Annotated in this window: 23 protein-coding genes, 1 tRNA gene and 2 pseudogenes; 15 read left to right on the top strand and 11 right to left on the bottom strand. The window is 57.6% G+C overall.

Annotated elements, in window-relative coordinates; translation table 11 throughout:
- Positions 1 to 71: 71 nt before the first annotated feature.
- Entirely contained in the window at positions 72 to 923 is an 852-nt protein-coding gene (gene ttcA, locus ACTG36_RS13725; RefSeq protein WP_375280216.1) for a tRNA 2-thiocytidine(32) synthetase TtcA, read from the bottom strand.
- 105 nt (positions 924 to 1,028) lie between these two features.
- Between ttcA and ACTG36_RS13720 the strand changes: the two genes are divergently transcribed.
- The 4 genes and pseudogenes from ACTG36_RS13720 (at position 1,029) to ACTG36_RS13705 (ending at position 2,700) form a co-directional block, all read left to right on the top strand.
- Positions 1,029 to 1,592: a DUF3833 family protein gene (locus ACTG36_RS13720; protein ID WP_375280279.1), complete on the top strand. Its 564-nt coding sequence runs from the start codon at positions 1,029 to 1,031 to the stop codon at positions 1,590 to 1,592.
- 76 nt (positions 1,593 to 1,668) lie between these two features.
- Positions 1,669 to 2,148 (top strand): annotated as a pseudogene (locus tag ACTG36_RS13715) (twin-arginine translocation pathway signal).
- A 2-nt stretch (positions 2,149 to 2,150) separates the two neighbouring features.
- Positions 2,151 to 2,441, top strand: coding sequence for a hypothetical protein (locus ACTG36_RS13710; protein ID WP_375280217.1), 291 nt, complete (start codon positions 2,151 to 2,153; stop codon positions 2,439 to 2,441).
- A gap of 13 nt (positions 2,442 to 2,454) precedes the next feature.
- Complete coding sequence (locus ACTG36_RS13705) at positions 2,455 to 2,700, top strand: hypothetical protein (protein ID WP_375280218.1); 246 nt, start codon at positions 2,455 to 2,457, stop codon at positions 2,698 to 2,700.
- A 36-nt stretch (positions 2,701 to 2,736) separates the two neighbouring features.
- Here the strand turns inward: ACTG36_RS13705 and yidD are convergent, their stop codons facing one another.
- The 3 genes from yidD to rpmH form a co-directional block, all read right to left on the bottom strand.
- Positions 2,737 to 2,958 (bottom strand): membrane protein insertion efficiency factor YidD, encoded by a 222-nt coding sequence (gene yidD, locus ACTG36_RS13700; RefSeq protein ID WP_375280219.1) that lies wholly within the window; start codon positions 2,956 to 2,958, stop codon positions 2,737 to 2,739.
- Positions 2,955 to 3,278 carry a ribonuclease P protein component gene (rnpA, locus tag ACTG36_RS13695; RefSeq protein WP_439142648.1) on the bottom strand — a complete coding sequence of 108 codons (324 nt, stop codon included), beginning with the start codon at positions 3,276 to 3,278 and terminating at the stop codon, positions 2,955 to 2,957. The genes yidD and rnpA overlap by 4 nt, the downstream gene beginning before the upstream one ends.
- Positions 3,279 to 3,381: 103 nt before the next feature.
- Positions 3,382 to 3,516 carry a 50S ribosomal protein L34 gene (gene rpmH, locus ACTG36_RS13690; protein WP_009831305.1) on the bottom strand — a complete coding sequence of 45 codons (135 nt, stop codon included), beginning with the start codon at positions 3,514 to 3,516 and terminating at the stop codon, positions 3,382 to 3,384.
- Between the two features lie 316 nt (positions 3,517 to 3,832).
- Here rpmH and ACTG36_RS13685 point away from each other — a divergent pair, with 316 nt between their 5' ends.
- The 4 genes from ACTG36_RS13685 (at position 3,833) to ACTG36_RS13670 (ending at position 7,564) form a co-directional block, all read left to right on the top strand.
- The gene (locus ACTG36_RS13685; protein WP_375280280.1) at positions 3,833 to 4,558 is read left to right on the top strand and encodes a TVP38/TMEM64 family protein; all 726 of its coding nucleotides are present in this window, start codon (positions 3,833 to 3,835) and stop codon (positions 4,556 to 4,558) included.
- Positions 4,559 to 4,562: 4 nt separating this feature from the next.
- On the top strand, positions 4,563 to 5,978 hold the full coding sequence (locus ACTG36_RS13680) for a dihydrolipoyl dehydrogenase family protein (protein WP_439142646.1): 1,416 nt from the start codon (positions 4,563 to 4,565) through the stop codon (positions 5,976 to 5,978).
- 62 nt (positions 5,979 to 6,040) lie between these two features.
- Entirely contained in the window at positions 6,041 to 7,429 is a 1,389-nt protein-coding gene (locus tag ACTG36_RS13675) for an ATP-binding protein (protein ID WP_375280222.1), read from the top strand.
- A gap of 58 nt (positions 7,430 to 7,487) precedes the next feature.
- A tRNA-Arg gene (locus ACTG36_RS13670) sits at positions 7,488 to 7,564 on the top strand.
- Positions 7,565 to 7,720: 156 nt separating this feature from the next.
- Here ACTG36_RS13670 and ACTG36_RS13665 read toward each other — a convergent pair.
- From ACTG36_RS13665 to ACTG36_RS13635, 7 genes are all read right to left on the bottom strand, one after another.
- A complete protein-coding gene (locus tag ACTG36_RS13665) occupies positions 7,721 to 8,743 on the bottom strand; it encodes an FGGY-family carbohydrate kinase (RefSeq protein WP_439142643.1) in 1,023 nt (340 codons plus the stop codon).
- Positions 8,744 to 8,977: 234 nt separating this feature from the next.
- Positions 8,978 to 9,370 (bottom strand): hypothetical protein, encoded by a 393-nt coding sequence (locus ACTG36_RS13660; protein WP_375280224.1) that lies wholly within the window; start codon positions 9,368 to 9,370, stop codon positions 8,978 to 8,980.
- A 225-nt stretch (positions 9,371 to 9,595) separates the two neighbouring features.
- Complete coding sequence (locus ACTG36_RS13655; RefSeq protein WP_439142641.1) at positions 9,596 to 9,856, bottom strand: HAD hydrolase-like protein; 261 nt, start codon at positions 9,854 to 9,856, stop codon at positions 9,596 to 9,598.
- Entirely contained in the window at positions 9,810 to 10,463 is a 654-nt protein-coding gene (locus tag ACTG36_RS13650) for a hypothetical protein (protein WP_439142639.1), read from the bottom strand. Before ACTG36_RS13650 ends, ACTG36_RS13655 begins: the two co-directional genes overlap by 47 nt.
- A 9-nt stretch (positions 10,464 to 10,472) precedes the next feature.
- Positions 10,473 to 10,601, bottom strand: coding sequence for a hypothetical protein (locus ACTG36_RS13645; protein ID WP_375280227.1), 129 nt, complete (start codon positions 10,599 to 10,601; stop codon positions 10,473 to 10,475).
- The gene (locus ACTG36_RS13640) at positions 10,602 to 11,036 is read right to left on the bottom strand and encodes an MBL fold metallo-hydrolase (protein ID WP_375280228.1); all 435 of its coding nucleotides are present in this window, start codon (positions 11,034 to 11,036) and stop codon (positions 10,602 to 10,604) included.
- 342 nt (positions 11,037 to 11,378) lie between these two features.
- The gene (locus tag ACTG36_RS13635; RefSeq protein ID WP_375280229.1) at positions 11,379 to 12,041 is read right to left on the bottom strand and encodes a GntR family transcriptional regulator; all 663 of its coding nucleotides are present in this window, start codon (positions 12,039 to 12,041) and stop codon (positions 11,379 to 11,381) included.
- Between the two features lie 204 nt (positions 12,042 to 12,245).
- Here ACTG36_RS13635 and ACTG36_RS13630 point away from each other — a divergent pair.
- The 7 genes and pseudogenes from ACTG36_RS13630 to ACTG36_RS13600 all read left to right on the top strand — a co-directional run bounded on the left by ACTG36_RS13630 (position 12,246) and on the right by ACTG36_RS13600 (position 16,531).
- Positions 12,246 to 12,769 (top strand): annotated as a pseudogene (locus tag ACTG36_RS13630) (ABC transporter ATP-binding protein).
- A 12-nt stretch (positions 12,770 to 12,781) separates the two neighbouring features.
- Positions 12,782 to 13,258, top strand: coding sequence for a TOBE domain-containing protein (locus ACTG36_RS13625; RefSeq protein WP_375280230.1), 477 nt, complete (start codon positions 12,782 to 12,784; stop codon positions 13,256 to 13,258).
- Positions 13,259 to 13,285: 27 nt separating this feature from the next.
- Positions 13,286 to 13,774: a hypothetical protein gene (locus ACTG36_RS13620; RefSeq protein WP_375280231.1), complete on the top strand. Its 489-nt coding sequence runs from the start codon at positions 13,286 to 13,288 to the stop codon at positions 13,772 to 13,774.
- An 18-nt stretch (positions 13,775 to 13,792) separates the two neighbouring features.
- Positions 13,793 to 14,500, top strand: coding sequence for an extracellular solute-binding protein (locus tag ACTG36_RS13615; RefSeq protein ID WP_375280281.1), 708 nt, complete (start codon positions 13,793 to 13,795; stop codon positions 14,498 to 14,500).
- A 186-nt stretch (positions 14,501 to 14,686) separates the two neighbouring features.
- Complete coding sequence (locus ACTG36_RS13610; RefSeq protein ID WP_439142636.1) at positions 14,687 to 15,076, top strand: carbohydrate ABC transporter permease; 390 nt, start codon at positions 14,687 to 14,689, stop codon at positions 15,074 to 15,076.
- Between the two features lie 23 nt (positions 15,077 to 15,099).
- Complete coding sequence (locus tag ACTG36_RS13605; protein ID WP_439142634.1) at positions 15,100 to 16,032, top strand: IS5 family transposase; 933 nt, start codon at positions 15,100 to 15,102, stop codon at positions 16,030 to 16,032.
- Between the two features lie 148 nt (positions 16,033 to 16,180).
- Complete coding sequence (locus ACTG36_RS13600) at positions 16,181 to 16,531, top strand: MbcA/ParS/Xre antitoxin family protein (RefSeq protein WP_073037527.1); 351 nt, start codon at positions 16,181 to 16,183, stop codon at positions 16,529 to 16,531.
- Positions 16,532 to 16,670: the final 139 nt, after the last annotated feature.

The raw sequence follows: 16,670 nt of genomic DNA, 5'->3' as shown, positions 1-16,670 counted from the left end.
CGGGCCCGAATGGGACCACGTTGGGGCGTGATTACGACTGTGTTGTTACGGTCAGGTTAATGCAACGGACGCTAGGTATCGTCGTTTTCGTCCGCAGACGTCGTTCGCGTTAACCCTTTGAAATCGAAGATAGATGGGTCCAAAAGATGCGATGGTCGCGTGTTCATCAGCGCCCGAAACATCTTTTGCCGCCGACCCGGCGCGTTGGTTTCCCATTGATCAAGCATGGCCTTGACCTGCTGGCGTTGCAACCCGTCTTGCGACCCGCACAAATCGCACGGAATAATGGGATAACCCATTGATGAGGCAAATTTTTCGCAGTCCACCTCTGCCACATGGGCCAACGGACGATAGACGAACAAATCGCCCTCTTCGTTGACCAGTTTCGGCGGCATCGTCGCAAGGCGGGACCCATGAAACATGTTCATCAAAAACGTCTCAAGAATGTCGTCACGGTGGTGGCCCAAAACGACCGCCGAACAACCCTCTTCGCGGGCAATACGGTAAAGATTTCCGCGCCGCAGTCGTGAACATAGCGCGCAAAAAGTCCGGCCCTCGGGCACCTTATCCATCACGATCGAATAGGTGTCTTGATATTCGATTCGGTGTGGCACACCCATGTCTTCAAGAAATTTAGGCAGAACCGTCGCCGGAAATCCGGGCTGTCCCTGATCCAGGTTGCAGGCCAGAATCTCAACCGGCAGCAACCCGCGCCATTGCAATTCATGCAAAACCGCCAGCAACGTATAGCTGTCTTTGCCGCCAGAAAGACACACCAACCACTTCGCACCCTCTTCGATCATCCCGTATTGGTCGATGGCCTCACGGGTGTTTTGCACGATTCGTTTACGGAGTTTCTTGAACTCCGTCGTTTTGGGTGCGCCGTAAAACAGCGGGTGGATATCATCTGCGTCATCTAACATGGCACGGGGATACCTTTGGCGGCTGACACTGGCAAGATCGGCCCGCTGCCCCATATCAACCTTGATGCGCCTAAAGGTGCCACCACGATCACCGGAGCCCAGACCATGACCCGACCCAACGCCATTCGCGCATCCCTGTTGTCCCTGACCGTGCTTGCCGCGTGTACTGGTAAACCGTCGTTCAACGACGCCTCCCTATCCGACCGGCAGCTGAACCTTGAGGACTTCTTCGACGGCGACTTCGTCGCCTATGGGCAATTTCAGGACATCCTTGGCACAGTGCGGCGGCAGTTCGTCGTGACCATCGATGGGGATTGGGACGGGGAAACCCTGCGCTTGACCGAAGATTTCGTTTACGAGGATGGATCAACCGAACAGCGTATCTGGACCCTGCGCAAAACCGGCGCCATCGTGGCCGACCAAACATGGGAAGGCACAGCCCCCGGCGTGATCGGTGTTGCCACAGGGCGCGAACAGGGCGACCGGTTCAATTGGCAATATGAGATTGATCTGCCAGTGCCCTCGGCCGACGGAGAAACCGAAACCCTGCGCGTCACCTTCGACGACTGGATGTGGCAGCAAACCAACGACCGGCTGCTCAACATCGCTTATGTCAAACGGTTTGGATTCGATATTGGCGAGGTCGTGATTTCGTTTGAAAAACAGTGATCGGCAAAGGTTTGCCGACCCGCAGGCGTGGCCTATGGCAGTTCCTATATAGGGCGAATGCAGACAGTAGCATAAGATGACCAAACTGATCACACCACGCCGCAACTTCATTGCCCAGGGCGCGGCCTTGGCAACATTTGGCTTGGCGGGGGCCGCATCCGGCCAGACGCTGGCCCCTACGATATCCATGCGCGGCGGGTCGGACAACTATCGTCCCGGCGCGCCCATCGTGGAGCGGATTGGCGGCGGTGGGTTCTGAATGACAGGCACCGTGCGCCGCGCGGGGGACGGCCAGCCTTTGGCAGGCCAGCGCATTCAGGTCTGGGCACACACAACCGAAGGGCATGAGCGCGATGAACGCAGCCACGGCGCTGTTTTGACGGACGCTGACGGCGTCTTCCGCCTGGAAATGCCCCAGGTCGTGCCGGCCTTCGGGCAGGCACACGGTCATTTGGCCTATGACAGCGATGATTTTGAAACGGTTTTTTTGCGCCCTGTGATGCCGGACCCTTCGGCCAACACGCTTGAGGCTCATTTCGTGTTGCGGCCTGCCTAACGATGTCGCGGCGGGGTTTGCTCATCGCGGGCCTCGGCCTCGCCCTTATTGTACCGGTTGTTGCTGCGGCTTTCAGTCCGCTGTTGCAGTACAGATCACCGATCTACATCGGCGCAGGGTTTGCAGGCATCCTTGCGATGTCGGCGCTGTTGATCCAGCCTTTTGCCATTGACCACAAACGTTTGGGCATACCCCTCCGCAGCGGTCGCCTGCTGCACCGGATTGTCGGCGCGGGCGTGGTGACCTTGGTCGTGGCCCATGTGGTGGGCTTGTGGATCACCACCCCCCCCTGACGTGGTGGATGCCTTGACCTTTGCGTCACCGACGCCGTTTTCTGTCTGGGGCGTGTTGGCCATGTGGGCCGTTTTCGGTTCGGCTGTCTTGGGTCTGCTGCGGCTACGTGGCCGGATCAGATGGCGCATGTTCCGCCTGCTTCATCTGGCTTGCGTGGCTGTGATTGTGGGCGGCACACTAATGCATGTGATCCTGATCGACGGCACGATGGAGCCTGTGACCAAATACGCGATCTGCGTCGCACCGGCGGTTGCGTAGATTTGGGGCGCCCGCCGGATCGGCTAGCCCTGCGGCCTAGTCCGGCACATTATCCACGCCGGACCCGCCCCATGGATGGCACCGCGCGATGCGACGCGCGGTCAGGTAGCCGCCTTTGATGCCACCGTGTTTGCGCAAAGCCTCCATCGCGTAGGCGGAGCAGGTCGGGTGAAACCGGCAGCCATGGCCGACCCACGGAGAAAACGTCAGCCGGTAGAATCGCACAGGCAGCGACAAGACAAACGCAAGCGGCGTCATTTGCGCCCCAGCTTGGTAAGGGCCTGTTCCAGATCGCGGCGCAAATCATCGAACGGGCGCTGGGCGGTCACTTCGCGTTTGCCGATCAGAACATAATCATGGCCCGGTTTCGCGTGGGTCAGCAAATCCAGCCGCGCGATTTCACGCAAACGGCGTTTGGCGCGGTTGCGCGCTACGGCGTTGCCGACCTTCTTGGAACAGGTGAAGCCCACGCGCACGGTCGGATCATCGTCGCGCCTGTCGCGCATCTGCACGGTCAAACCGGCGGCGGTCTGATATTTGGCTTTGGACGCGGCGACAAAGTCCTTGCGCGTTTTCAAAACGGGCAGCCTGTCGCCAAAACCAAGAAAAACCGCCTCGGGCTGGGCCGCGGCGGTTTGATCTTTATTCCTCAAGGTGGTCATGCGACCAAAGGCGTTCCGCTTACGCGGACAGCTCCTTGCGGCCCTTCGCACGACGTGCGTTCAGGATTTTACGGCCAGCTTTGGTGGCCATACGTGCGCGGAAGCCGTGACGGTTCTTGCGAACGCGGTTGGAAGGCTGAAATGTACGCTTCATTGCGTCTCTCCGGTTGTTGTGGCGAACCTGTTAGCAGATTCGAGCCTGTCTCATATCTCGAAGCCCGTCCAATAGGGGTCATCGCGTGGCCTGTCAACGCGACTGGGGGCGAATTTCTGCAACATTCACCATTTATCCATTCGTGAATTGTTACAGACTTCACGCGATGTGCAACAAAAGCCTTTGACCCGATCACCCGACATCAACGCAGCGTGATAGGGGTATCGGGATGCGGGGTTTCAAAGCATTTAGGGTGCAACTTGAAACGCAAGGCCCACGCCGTGGCCACCCGCAAAGGACCTGACCCTTGAGTGATATGACCGAAGAGACCAAACAAAACCCAATCCTGAAAAGGCTCCCCATTATTATCATCGGTCTGGTGGCCGTTCTGGGGGCGTTCTTTTTGCGCGATTACCTGACATTCGACGCCTTGGCCGAAAACCGCGAGGCGCTGATTGAATTCCGCGACGCGAACTATCTGCTGACCGTGCTGGTGTTTATCGCCATCTACACTGTGGTGGTGGCGTTTTCCTTGCCCGGTGCGGCCATCCTGACGCTGACAGGTGGTTTCCTGTTCATGACCTTCCCCGGTTTCGTCTTCAACGTGATCGGCGCCACGATGGGCGCCACGGCGATCTTTCTGGCGGCGCGCTGGGGCTTTGGCAAACAACTGGGGGCCAAGCTCGAAGGCTCCGAAGGGATGGTCAAAAAGATCAAGGACGGCATCGACGAAAATCAATGGTCCATGCTGTTTCTGATCCGTCTGGTCCCTGCGGTGCCGTTCTTTCTGGCCAACCTGATCCCCAGCTTCCTTGAGGTGCCGCTGCGCCGCTTCGTGATCTCTACCTTCTTTGGGATCATCCCCGGTTCGGTCGTCTATACTTCCGTTGGTGCGGGACTGGGCGAAGTGTTCGCCGCCGGTGCAACGCCCAACCTTGGCATCATCTTTGAACCCCACATCCTGTTCCCGATCCTCGGCCTGTGTTTGCTGGCCGCCCTTCCCATCCTGTTGAAAGCCGTGCGCGGCAAGAAAGGCCTGTAAGACTATGGACCGCATTAAAACTGACATTTGTATCATTGGTGCCGGGTCCGGCGGGCTGTCCATCGCCGCAGGCGCGTCCCAGATGGGGGCATCCGTTGTCCTGCTTGAGGGCCACAAGATGGGCGGCGATTGCCTGAACTACGGCTGCGTTCCCTCCAAGGCGCTGATCGCATCGGCCAAACAGGCCTATGCCATGGGCCACACCGGCGATCTGGGCGTCAAAGCCGTCGATCCCGATGTGGACTACGCCGCCGCCAAGGATCACGTGCACAACGTGATCGAAACCATCGCCCCCGTCGACAGCCAAGAACGGTTCGAAGGCTTCGGCGTGAACGTCATCCGCGAATTTGGGCGCTTTATCTCCAAGACCGAAGTGCAGGCCGGCGACACCATCATCGAAGCGCGCCGTTTCGTCATTGCCACAGGTTCCGGCCCGTTTGTGCCGCCCATTCCCGGCCTGGATGAGGTTGATGTCTACACAAACGAAAACATCTTCGATCTGCGCACCCGGCCTGATCACCTGATTGTCGTGGGCGGTGGCCCCATCGGCATGGAAATGGCGCAGGCGCACTGCCGTCTAGGCAGCAAAGTCACCGTCATCGAAGGCGCCAAAGCCATGGGCAAGGACGACCCTGAGATGGCGGCCATTGTTCTCGACAAACTGCGTACCGAAGGCGTTGAAATCATCGAAGAGGCTCAGGCCGAAAGGGTAAGTAAATCGGGTGAGGGCATCACCGTCCATACCTCCAAAGGCGATTTCTCGGGCTCTCATCTGTTGATGGCCGTTGGCCGCAAGGTCAACATCGACAAGCTTGATCTGGACAAGGCGGGTGTGACCCATGATCGGGCCGTCAAAGTGGGGGCTGATCTGCGGTCCACCACCAACAAAAAGGTCTACGCCGTGGGGGATGCCGCCGGTGGTCTGCAGTTCACCCATGTGGCGGGCTATCACGCAGGTGTTGTGATCCGGTCCATGCTGTTCGGGCTGCCCAGAAAGCAAAAGACGGATCATATCCCTTGGGTCACCTACACGGACCCCGAATTGGCGCAGGTCGGCCTGACTGAAGCGCAAGCGAAAAAGAAATTCGGCGCAAACGTCGAAGTCGTCCGTTTCCCCTACCACGAAAACGACCGCGCCATCGCCGAAGGCAAAACCACCGGTCTGATCAAGGTCATGGTCGTCAAAGGCAAACCCGTGGGGGCGTCGATTGTAGGCGCGCTGGCAGGGGAATTGATCGGGATGTGGGCCATGGCGATTGCAAATAAAATGAAAATGTCGGCCATTGCTGCAACTGTTCTGCCCTATCCCACCGTATCTGAGATTAACAAACGTGCGGCGGGCGCTTATTTTAGCCCTCGGTTGTTTGAAAGTGCTACGGTCAAGCGGGTCGTTGGCTTCGTCCAACGCTGGCTGCCATAAAGCGATGCATGGCGTCCCAGAACGGGGCGCCTTAGGCCTTAACAGAACGGACGGCGCATAAGATGCTCAATACCCTCTCAGGGCGTTTCCTGATCCTCACGACGATTTTCGTGTTGATTGCGGAATTGTTGATCTTTGTGCCGTCCGTGGCCCGCTACCGTGAAGATTATTTCCTTGACCGGTTGGAACGCGCCCAACTTGCGTCACTGGCGCTGTTGGCCGAAGACATGATCGACCCCGCACTGGAGGCGGAGCTGCTGGAAAACGCAGGGGTCTACAACGTCGTGCTGCGCCGTGACGAAGTCCGTCAATTGATCCTGTCCTCCCCCATTCCGTCCCCCATTCACAAGACCTTCGACATGCGCGATCCGTCCGCATGGGTCCTGATCCGCGATGCCATGATGCAGCTTGTGGATGGCGAAGAACGGGTGATCCGTGTGATCGGTAATCCGGTGCAGGACGGTGGCCTGTTGATCGAAATCACCCTGCCGTCCGCCCCCTTGCAGGCGGCGTTGATCGACTACGGTATCCGCATCCTGATCCTGTCCGCCGTCATTTCGATCATCACCGCGATCCTGCTGTTTCTTGCCGTGCGACGGTTCCTTGTTAAGCCCATCAAAGGCGTCGTTGAACACATGCAGGCCTATGCCTTGGCGCCTGAGGACGCCCGACGGATCATCATGCCCGATGCGGGCGTGGTCGAACTGCGCGAAGCACAAGAGGCGCTGGCCTCCATGCAGACGCAGCTGACCGGTGCTTTGCGCCAGAAAGAACGGCTCGCGCAATTGGGTGGTGCCGTCAGCAAGATCAGCCACGATTTACGCAACATCCTGACCTCGGCCCAACTATTTACCGACCGCATCGAAAGCTCCGAAGACCCGACTGTGCGCCGCCTTGCGCCTAAGCTTGTGAACTCCATCGCGCGGGCCGTGAACCTGTGCGAAAGCACGCTGGCCTTCGGGCGCGTTGATGAACCGGCCCCGCGTTTGACCCGCGTAAACCTGTCCGAAATCGTCGATGACGTGATCGCAGGGGAACGTCTGGCCGTAGGTGACCACGACCTGACCTTCCGCGAAGACATCACACCGGGGTTAAGCGTGCGCGCTGATGGCGAACAGCTTTACCGTGTCATCGGTAACCTTGTGCGCAACGCGCGACAGGCAATTGTCGCCAGCGGGGCTGCGGGCGACATTTGCGTTTACGGCACAGAGACAGACAGCGCTTGGATGATCACCGTCGCCGACACGGGCCCTGGCCTGCCGAAAAAGGCGCAGGAACATCTGTTTGAGGCCTTTCAAGGTGGCACCACCCGTGGTGGGTCCGGTTTGGGCCTAGCCATTGCCGCCGAATTGGTGCGCGGACATGGTGGCCGGCTGGAACTTGAAAAGACCGATGAAGAGGGCACGCGTTTCTGCATTACCTTGCCGAAATCGAACCTGACACTTTCCTGAATTTGTGCGGATTTGGCCCTTGCAAAGGTCAGGCGGGGCGGCTACATCCGCCCGCAGTGGACCGATAGCTCAGCTGGATAGAGTACTTGACTACGAATCAAGGGGTCGGGGGTTCGAATCCTCCTCGGTCCGCCACTTTCCCTCTTGAAAAACGATAATCTGAAGACTGGCATTCAAACTCGTCCCGTCACGGACGATCAGGTTTTGAACTGCTGTGCGTGTTGAGAACACGGTGTTTAAGGGCCGTTGGGCAAATGCCATTCGGCAAAGGATAGGGAACTGCATAGGCGCCTAGATATGTGTTAGTCTGGCCGCCCCGACAGCGGCCTCGGTCGTTTTTGGCGTTTGAATATCGACGCTCAGCCCACAGTTGCGAATGGCGGTCCATACCGCGTTCGACCCGCCACCGCCCGCCGTATAGATGATGTTTGGCCGTTCCGCCTCCAAGCGTTCGATCGTTTGATAACACTCTGCTTCGATCCGCGCGATGCTTTCCATAAGGCCGTGCAGAAAGGCTGCATCACTTTTGGGTCTGGGGGTCAAGCGGGGCGCAAATGATGGACCGTTGATCGGAAACTGTTCACCCGGCTTGATCAGAGGGTAGTCGTCCAAGGTGCTGGGCACGTCGGGATCAATCTGACGAGACAGCCGTTCGATTTGGTCCAAGGAAAAGAAGTGCAACAAAACACCACCCCCCGTATTGGACGCTCTGCCAACCAGCCATTGATCGCCAAGCCGATGCGAATACAGGCCTAGGTCAGGGGCATCGGTTCGATCGGGGCTCAGCAATTTGACAGCCAAGGTCGTACCGAGAGATGTGACCGCCGCGCCAGACGACAGGGGCGCACAGGCAAGGAATGCAGCGATGCTATCGGTTGTGCCCGCGTGGACAATGGCATCAGGGGATAGACCAAAATGCGCAGCCCTTTGTGGCGAAATCCGCGATAATGCCGCGCCTGTCGGTTTGACGTCGGGCAACAGATCAATGCGCACGCCAGCATCTGCAGCCCAGCTGGGCCATTGGCCGGTCACGGGGTCAAAGCCACTTTTGAGGGCGTTATTGTGGTCGGACAGTCCGCCACGCGCAATCAATTTAGCAGTGATGAAATCGCCCTGATGCAGCATATGTACCGCGCGGTTCTCAGGATCCTCGGATTGCAGACGCATCATGCGCCCAAGGTCCGAGCCGCTGCTGCGCGTGATGTGCGGATCAGGGGCATATGCGGCGATCCGTGTGGCTTCATCGTCAAAGCCCGAAGAATTGTACATCAAACCACGGGTGACAGGCCTCAGGGCGGCGTCCGTCAAAACCATGCTGCCAGACGTCCCATCCACTGCAATCCGCGAGATGTCGAGAGGGCTGATACCGAGGTCATACAGGGCCTTGACCTGATTGGTGATGCAACCAGCGGCCCCTTCCCACCAGATGTTTGCATCACTGTTATCAGGGTCTTGTGCGGCGTATGGCCATGCTCACCATGGCGCCGTTGTCATCCACAACGGCTGTGCGGATGCCTGAGGTGCCTAGATCAATGCCCAGTGACAGCGTCATATGCGGGCTGCCGTGGCTTGGCGGTATTTCTCGGCATCCCAATTGAGCAGTTCGGCCTCCGCTTCGGGGCCAATGGCTTGGGCCGACCAGCCTTGTGGCAGGCGCGACAACAGGTCGGACAGGCAGTGCAGCATCGCCTTTTGGGACGGGGTTGCTGTGGTACGGATCAGAATACCTTCACCCCGCACTAGGATCGCGGGTGGGTTTCCCTGATGGTCCTTTGTCGGCAATGCGGGGCCAAGAAAAACCACGTGGTCGGGGTAATAAGTCCCGCCAAGCGCAAGGTCGGCGCAGCGTTGGTCTTGCGCGATCCAGTTTTCGGTGGCCCATGTGAACCCCTCGGGCGGGTCTTGCGCGGGCGCGGTGAACGCGAAGTCACCAGCGGGCATCGCCGGCACCCTTTGCCTGCGCCACGGCCCCCTCGCGGTCGACCGCGACGAAGATGTTAGCGTGCTGCGCATCGGCCAGTTCGGTCCCTGACGCTTTGATCTACATAACGTTGCCGGATTTGATCGACGTGTTGCCGCCCTGACCTTGGACGCGCAGCGGGTTGTGACCCAAAGCCGCGGAAAGGGCGCGAAAGTCGTCTGTTAACAGGTCTTGCATGGCCTACCTTAAAGTCTGAATGGAGAAATCAGGAGCGGGCGCAGATTTCCGCACCACGAGGTCGGCCAAAGCCGTTTAAACGTCCCCTGCCTGAAACGTTGCAGCATCAATACCGCCGCGCCAAACAGGGTGGCCCAGCCTGCTTTGGCCGCACCCGAGATGTCATGTTCGAGGCTGTCACCCACCATCAAAAGCCGGTCCGGCACAACATTCATCGACCGTTCAACCGCGCGAAAGACGGGGGTATGTGGCTTGCCGTAAAACGTCACATCGCCGCCCGCCTCCTGAATGGCACGGGCCAATGCGCCTGGTGAGACCGCCAATGCCCCGTTTGCGCGGGGGTGATTTGCGATCTGGGTTGGAACAAAAGACCGGCAGCGCTTGGGCGGTGATGGCGTCACGCAAGCGATCAAGGTCCGCTTGGCTTGGCGCAAGGTCCCCCTCGGGCAAACCCATGATCAAGACGATCTCAGCCTCCGCCAAATCCTCAACGAATGTCATGTTGGGCCGTTGGGCCCAATTGTCCGCATCATCCGGTTTGGCCGCCACCGCATAGGCGCGCTTTCCGCACAAAAGGCCAATGGCGTCCTGCCACAATGCTTCACCTAAGGTCATCACGCAGTCAAACAGATCGGGGCCAAATCCTATGCGTGCAATCCGATCGCGGTTCAGGTCCGCGCGTTTGCCGGAATTGGACAGCACGCCGAACCTCACCCCGTTTCGGGCAAGCGACGTCAGCGCGTCAACCGCGCCGGGATAGGGCGCCGTGCCCACATGCAAGACGCCCCATTGATCCAAGATGATTGCATCAAACTGATCCTCAACCTCATCGGGCTTCAGGGCCGGGGCGACTTTGTCGGCTGTCCCTGCAGGCATATCGCCAAACTAGAACTGGAACCCCGGGATCGTTTGGCGGCGTTTGCGCAGGGGCATGCCGTCGTAGGGGAACACATCGGAACGGGCATTGGCGACCTTGTCATGGCACGCCAGACTGTAGTCAGCCCGCTTGTCCATCTAATCAACTGATTTCCATCCCTCGTAGGAATTCACGAACCGGGCAGGCACCCAATAGCGCCACATCTCGGCCGGGTTCGGTTCCATGTTGCGTTCTTGAAAGATTGCGTCGCCCGCAATGACGATATCGCCCATGCTGGTTTCAACGGTGACCGCCATATGTCCGACGGAGTGACCGGGGGTGTGGAACATGGTGATCCCCGGCACGATTTCGGTTTCATCTTCGATCACTTCGAACACGCAGCCCGCGTAGGCCGGTTCGATATCAAGGATCCCGCATTCATAGGTGCGATAGTACAAAGGCAAAGGATTGTAGGCCATTTCGATCTCGCCCTTTGGCGCGATGTAGCGGGCGCTTTTAAATTCCTTCATGTTCTGCACATGATCCCAGTGCAAATGGGTGAAGATGATGATGTCGATTTCGTCGGGGTGCACGCCCAGCTTTTTTCAAGGTGTTCGTGAACCTGTAGACAGCCGCGTTTGTCGCATTTGTGGTGGTACTTTGTGGCGCGTTCTTCGTCGCACAGGCCCGTGTCGATCAGGATTTTATGAGTGCCGGTATCGACATAAGGGCAGTATACAGGATTCTAGATTTTTTCACCGGCCGGACCCTTCCAGAAGATGTATGTGCCAAGATCGGCTTCAAGCCATCCTGTATTGCTCGGGTAAATCTTGGTTTCGTGAACGCCTATGGGAGTCTCTGTATGCGATAGGCCCACTTTGCATACAAAAATATAAATTTGCGTCCAATCGCAGCCCCTAAACTGATAAGAAAAGTCAGTTCGCCGCCAAAGTCTGCATAAAACTGGCCGTCATATGTGCACGCATGCCTTCGGATGCAGCACGGGAGTCTTCAGAGAAGATGTGGCGGATGAGGTTTTCGTGGCTGCGGGCAGACGCGATCATATCTTCCTTGGTTGCGAACTTCTTGGCGCGGAAGGGGCCTGTGCGTCGGCGGAATTCCGTGGCGATCTCGGCCATGTAGGGATTACCGGTGGCGCGATAGATCGTCAGGTGAAAGGCCTCATTGGCGCGCATGTAGTCCAAAAGCACACCGGTCTCAGCGGTTGCGACGCAAGCCGCCTGTGCGGCTTCGATTTCTGCACGTGACAACAACGTCAAGCGCTGGGATGCGATCCGTGCGCAGGCGGCCTCAATTTCATGCATGTATTCAAACATTTGCGCCAATTCTTCGCGCGTATATTCAGCCACGCGGACACCGCGTTTTTCCCTCGGTACAAGAATACCTTGGGCGGTTAATCTGGTCAGCGCCTCACGCACGGGGGTGCGGGATACGCCGAATCTCTCTGTCAGTTTGACCTCATCCAAACGGGTGCCCGGCGCGATGATGCCTGCGGAAATATCCTCAAGCAGTTCTGCTTCGATGCGCCCAACGGTCGAACCACGCACATTTTGCGATGTGGCTTGGTCCTCTTTCATAGCGGCACCCCTTTGTTCACTGATCCGTTTGTATCATGCATAACAAAAAAATCGTCCACAAAGCACATTTGGATATTTACAATAGAGTTTGTATACAAAATTCCCTACTTCAACGGAGTGAGGGGACTCATGCCAACAATCAGGCTTGAGAATTTGGTGAAGTGATACGGGGCCGTTCAGGTTCTTCATGGCATCAGCCTTGAGATGGACTTGAATGAATTGACCGTCCTTGTCGGCCCGTCCGGCTGCGGAAAGTCGACGACCTTGCGTATGATTGCGGGTCTGGAAAGCGTCAGCGAGGGTGAGATTTATTTCGACGACAGGCCGATCAGCGCGCTTGAACCAAAAGATCGCGACATCGCGATGGTGTTTCAGGACTATGCCCTTTACCCGCACATGAATGTCGCCGCGAACCTGTCTTTTGCGCTCCGTTTGAAAAACGTCCCAAGGCGGAGATTGACCAAAAGGTTCGCAAAGTGGCGGACACGCTGGGGCTGACCGATTTTCTGGCGCGCAAGTTCGGTGAATTGTCGGGCGGGCGGCGTCAACGCGTGGCCATGGGCCGCGGGCTGACCCGCGATTCAAGCACGTTCTTGTTTGACGAACCCTTGTCGAACCTAGACACCAAACTGCACGGTCAAATGCGTGCTGAACTGGCACTGATGCGGCAGTCGGTTCAAAAGAACATGATCTACGTCACCCACGACCAGATCGAAGCCATGACATAGGCCGACAAGATCGTGGTGACGCATGGCGGTTACATTCAGCAGCACGGCACGCCCGCTGAACTTTTCAAAAAGCCGGCGAACAAATTTGTTGCGGGCTTTCTTGGAATGCCGCCGATGAACGTCTTGAATGCGGAGCTGAACGACAAAGGCGGCACACTTTATGTGGAAGGGAAGGGGTTTTCGATTGCCCTGCCAGTCGAGCGTGCAGCGACCCTCAAGACCACGGGACACTCCTGTGTGACGTTGGGCGTTCGCCCGTCCGATCTGGAGTGCGCGCCGGACGCGCCCGATGACCACAGCCTCGATCTGAACGTGATCGTCTCTGAATATATCGGCGCACAATCGGTTCTGATTTGTAACTGTGGTGATGGGAAAATCACGGTGGAATTGAAGTCGGAAACGCCGATCGCTTTGGGCGCGGTGCTTCGTTTCGCGTTCCAGCCCGAAAATATTCATTTGTTCGACAAGACGACGGAGAAGGCGCTGTAAGCGTCACAAGAGCCTTGGGAAGGTACTATGAACTATTTTACAAAAGCCACGTTGGCAGCGACAAGCCTGCCTGCGATGTCCGTAAGCACGGCACATGCGGATGGTCACAGCAATCCATACACAGCATACGAAGGCACGACGCTGATCGTGAACTTTCCAGCGCACCCGCACTATGACGCGGTGATGGAGATTTTGCCGGAATTCACAGCGCAGACTGGTATCGAAGTGGAGGTCGACCAGCTGCCATATCTTGCGATGCGCGAACGTCAAACGCTTGAGCTGGCGCAGGAAGAAGGCGATTACGACCTGATCACCTACGTTGTGTTTTCCAAGGCGGATTACGTCTACGCCGACCAATTGGAAAACCTTGCCAAGTATTTTATGAACCCTGCTCTGGCAGATCCAGGCTACGATTCAGCGGATCTGATTGACGGTTATGTTTACAGCATCGGCTTTGCCGGTGGTGATCGCGGCTATCTATCTGGCGCGACAGGATCCTTGTTCGGCCTTCCATAAGGGTTCGAAACGTCCGTTCTGGGCTACCGCACCGACATCTTCGAAAAGCACAACCTTGAAGCGCCCGAGACATACGAAGAGATGTTGGAACTGGCCTGCCTGATTCCGACACCCGAACCGGGTATGGGCGGATTGGCGTCGCGTGCGGCCTCTGGCCACCATGCGGCACATGCGTTCCTGCTGCACCTTAACCCACTGGGCGGCGCGATCTTTGATGACAATTGGGAACCTGTGATGAACTCCGCCGAAGGTGTTGCCGCAGCCGAAGCCCTGAAATCCATCGTCGATTGCGGACCCGAAGGTGCAACAACATTCGGCTTTGGTGAAGCGCTTGGATCATTCCTGGCAGGCGACACAGCCATGTATCTCGATACAACTGTCGTGGCGGGTCAGATCAACGATCCCGACAAATCGCAGGTGGTTGGTCTGGTTGATTGGGCCATGCACCCGATGGGCACAGAACGTGCGTCCCAGACGGGTGGTTTCGGGATCGGCAATCCGGCCAACGCGGAAAACAAGGAAGCTGCGTTCTTGTTGATGCAGTGGCTGATCTCCCGTGAAGGGGACAAGCTGGTTGCCCTTGCTGGCGGTAATCCGTCCCGTTTCTCCACCCACCAAGATGCCGAAGTGAACGCCGCGTTCCCACATATGGCAACCTTTGGCGAGGCCCTCCAGTACGCTGATCCAGACTGGCGCCTGCGGCGCTTATCATGGCGATCGCGCTGATTTATCCGCTTGGGTACATGATGTACGGGTCCTTGCTGGACTGGAACCCGGCCCAGAGCATCGGCGAGGCCGAATTCGTCGGCTTCAAAAATTACGTTGATCTGTTTTTCGATCCGTTCTTTCGCAAAAGTTTCTCTGACACTGACATTCGCCTTCTGTGTCGTTGTGTTGGAAATAATCATTGGAGTGGGCCTCGCGCTGCTGTCGGATCGCAACATTCGGGGCATGTCGGTTTTGCGGACCCTGTTTATCCTGCCCATGATGATCGCACCCGTGGTGGTGGACCTGATGTGGCGGTATATGTATCACCCGACCATCGGCGTCTTTAACCGCGCGCTTGAAACTGTGGGCCTCGAAAAGGTCGACTGGCTTGGCCAGAACGCCCTGATGTCGGTGATCATCGCCGACATCAGGCAGTGGACACCGTTCATATTCATTCTGTCTCTGGCCGCGCTACAGTCTTTGCCACAATCCGCCCTTGAAGCCGCACGCATTGATGGGGCCTCGGGCTGGCAGCAGATCATCTACATCAAACGGCTTTGTTGCATAAATGGCCTGAAGGGATTCATCTCGTGAATCCAGGATGATAGCTGGAGGCCATGAGCAGTTGGGCCCCTACGAAGTACAAGACCACGAACTGGTCGACTTACAATGACAGTCTGAAGCGACGTGGATCACTGTCGATCTGGTTTGATCCTGAAATGGTTTGGGTGCCGCCTCCGAACGGTAAGCGTGGTCGGCAGCATCATTTCAGTGACGCCGCGATCCAGACCTGCCTGACGCTGAAGGTGCTGTTTGGCCTACCGCTGCGGCAAACCACGGGTTTCGTCGAGAGCCTGCTGCGGATGGTCGGATTGGACTGGGCGGTGCCCGATTTCAGCACCCTTTGCCGTCGCCAAAAGGTGTTGAACGTGAGTTTGCCATATCGTGGCGGAGCTGGCCCGCTAAACCTTCTGATCGACAGCACCGGCATCAAAGCCGAAGGCGAAGGCGAGTGGAACGCCCGCAAGCACGGCGGTCCCAAACGCCGGATTTGGCGCAAAATACATATCGGGATCGACGAGGAAACCCTGGAGGTTCGGGCTGTCGAGGTCACGACCAGCAATGTCGGCGACGCGCCCATGCTGCCGGAACTGCTGAGCCAAATCCCATCCGATCAGGAGATTGGATCGGTGACAGGCGACGGGGCCTATGACACGCGCAAATGTCATGACGCGATTGCCGCTCGTGATGCCCACGCCGTCATACCGCCGCGCAAGAATGCCAAGCCGTGGAAACCGACAAGCCCCGGGGCTATCGCCAGAAACGAAGCCGTGAACGCATCAAGATACTTGGGCCGCGCCCTATGGCGAAGATGGAGCGGATACCACCGCCGAAGCCGCGTCGAAACGAAGATGCATTGTGTGAAGCTGTTGGGGCAGAGCCTAATGGCGAGGGACTTCGACCGGCAGGTCGCGGAAATCCAAATCCGTGTCGCCGTGCTCAATCGCTACACCGCTCTTGGTATCCCCGTCACAGAACCTGTAGGATAAGTCCGTCTGGGGAAAGGGGAAGTGCGGTCACAAACCGATTTGTGCAACAAAGCCAATAGCTTGGCAAACGAAAGCACTGCACCCTGACGCTTGAAATACAGTGATATAGACGCTATATACTGCCAGTATCACTGTAGGAGTGCATGATATGCATATTACAAACTTCGCTGAAGCTGGTCAGTTCGAACCGCGCAAGATCGCGGCGGCCTTGCGCACTTCGGCTGAGGAAATTGCACTGACAGTCGGTTTGGGCAAGGACGCGTTACAAAGGCGCGCCCGCATCGGTTCTGACAAGACGCAGCGCCGCCTGCGCGAACTGGTGGAGGTGCTGAACAAAGTCGAGCCCCGTTTCGGCTCTGAATTGATGGCTTATGCATGGTACCGGTCAGAGCCCCTGCCCGGCTTTGATGGCCGGACAGCCATGCAACTGGTGCAGGAAGGCAAAGCTCAGCAAGTTCTGGAATACATCGATGCGGTCGATGCAGGCGTTTTTGCCTAAAACGCGCGTCGCCAAGACATGAGACGCCGATATCCTGTCACACTTCGTGTTCTCGGGACATCGGTGTCCCAGACGATATTTTTGAATAGCGGGACGCCGAGATGCTGCTGAAAGATGGCCGCTACACCGGACCACTCTA

The sequence above is a fragment of the Pseudooctadecabacter sp. genome (assembly GCF_965657175.1).
Lineage (GTDB): Bacteria > Pseudomonadota > Alphaproteobacteria > Rhodobacterales > Rhodobacteraceae > Octadecabacter.
This window is presented reverse-complemented; position numbering and strand designations above follow the sequence as displayed.

Coding starts and splice junctions, on each gene's coding strand:
- ACTG36_RS13620 (WP_375280231.1), top strand. CDS start 13,286: ATGAACTATTTTACAAAAGCCACGTTGGCAGCGACAAGCCTGCCTGCG.
- rpmH (WP_009831305.1), bottom strand. CDS start 3,516: ATGAAGCGTACATTTCAGCCTTCCAACCGCGTTCGCAAGAACCGTCAC.
- ACTG36_RS13710 (WP_375280217.1), top strand. CDS start 2,151: ATGTCGCGGCGGGGTTTGCTCATCGCGGGCCTCGGCCTCGCCCTTATT.
- ACTG36_RS13685 (WP_375280280.1), top strand. CDS start 3,833: ATGACCGAAGAGACCAAACAAAACCCAATCCTGAAAAGGCTCCCCATT.
- ACTG36_RS13605 (WP_439142634.1), top strand. CDS start 15,100: ATGAGCAGTTGGGCCCCTACGAAGTACAAGACCACGAACTGGTCGACT.
- ttcA (WP_375280216.1), bottom strand. CDS start 923: ATGTTAGATGACGCAGATGATATCCACCCGCTGTTTTACGGCGCACCC.
- ACTG36_RS13645 (WP_375280227.1), bottom strand. CDS start 10,601: ATGGACAAGCGGGCTGACTACAGTCTGGCGTGCCATGACAAGGTCGCC.
- ACTG36_RS13650 (WP_439142639.1), bottom strand. CDS start 10,463: ATGCCTGCAGGGACAGCCGACAAAGTCGCCCCGGCCCTGAAGCCCGAT.
- yidD (WP_375280219.1), bottom strand. CDS start 2,958: ATGACGCCGCTTGCGTTTGTCTTGTCGCTGCCTGTGCGATTCTACCGG.
- ACTG36_RS13720 (WP_375280279.1), top strand. CDS start 1,029: ATGACCCGACCCAACGCCATTCGCGCATCCCTGTTGTCCCTGACCGTG.
- ACTG36_RS13635 (WP_375280229.1), bottom strand. CDS start 12,041: ATGAAAGAGGACCAAGCCACATCGCAAAATGTGCGTGGTTCGACCGTT.
- ACTG36_RS13660 (WP_375280224.1), bottom strand. CDS start 9,370: ATGCCCGCTGGTGACTTCGCGTTCACCGCGCCCGCGCAAGACCCGCCC.
- ACTG36_RS13680 (WP_439142646.1), top strand. CDS start 4,563: ATGGACCGCATTAAAACTGACATTTGTATCATTGGTGCCGGGTCCGGC.
- ACTG36_RS13600 (WP_073037527.1), top strand. CDS start 16,181: ATGCATATTACAAACTTCGCTGAAGCTGGTCAGTTCGAACCGCGCAAG.
- ACTG36_RS13675 (WP_375280222.1), top strand. CDS start 6,041: ATGCTCAATACCCTCTCAGGGCGTTTCCTGATCCTCACGACGATTTTC.
- ACTG36_RS13665 (WP_439142643.1), bottom strand. CDS start 8,743: ATGGTTTTGACGGACGCCGCCCTGAGGCCTGTCACCCGTGGTTTGATG.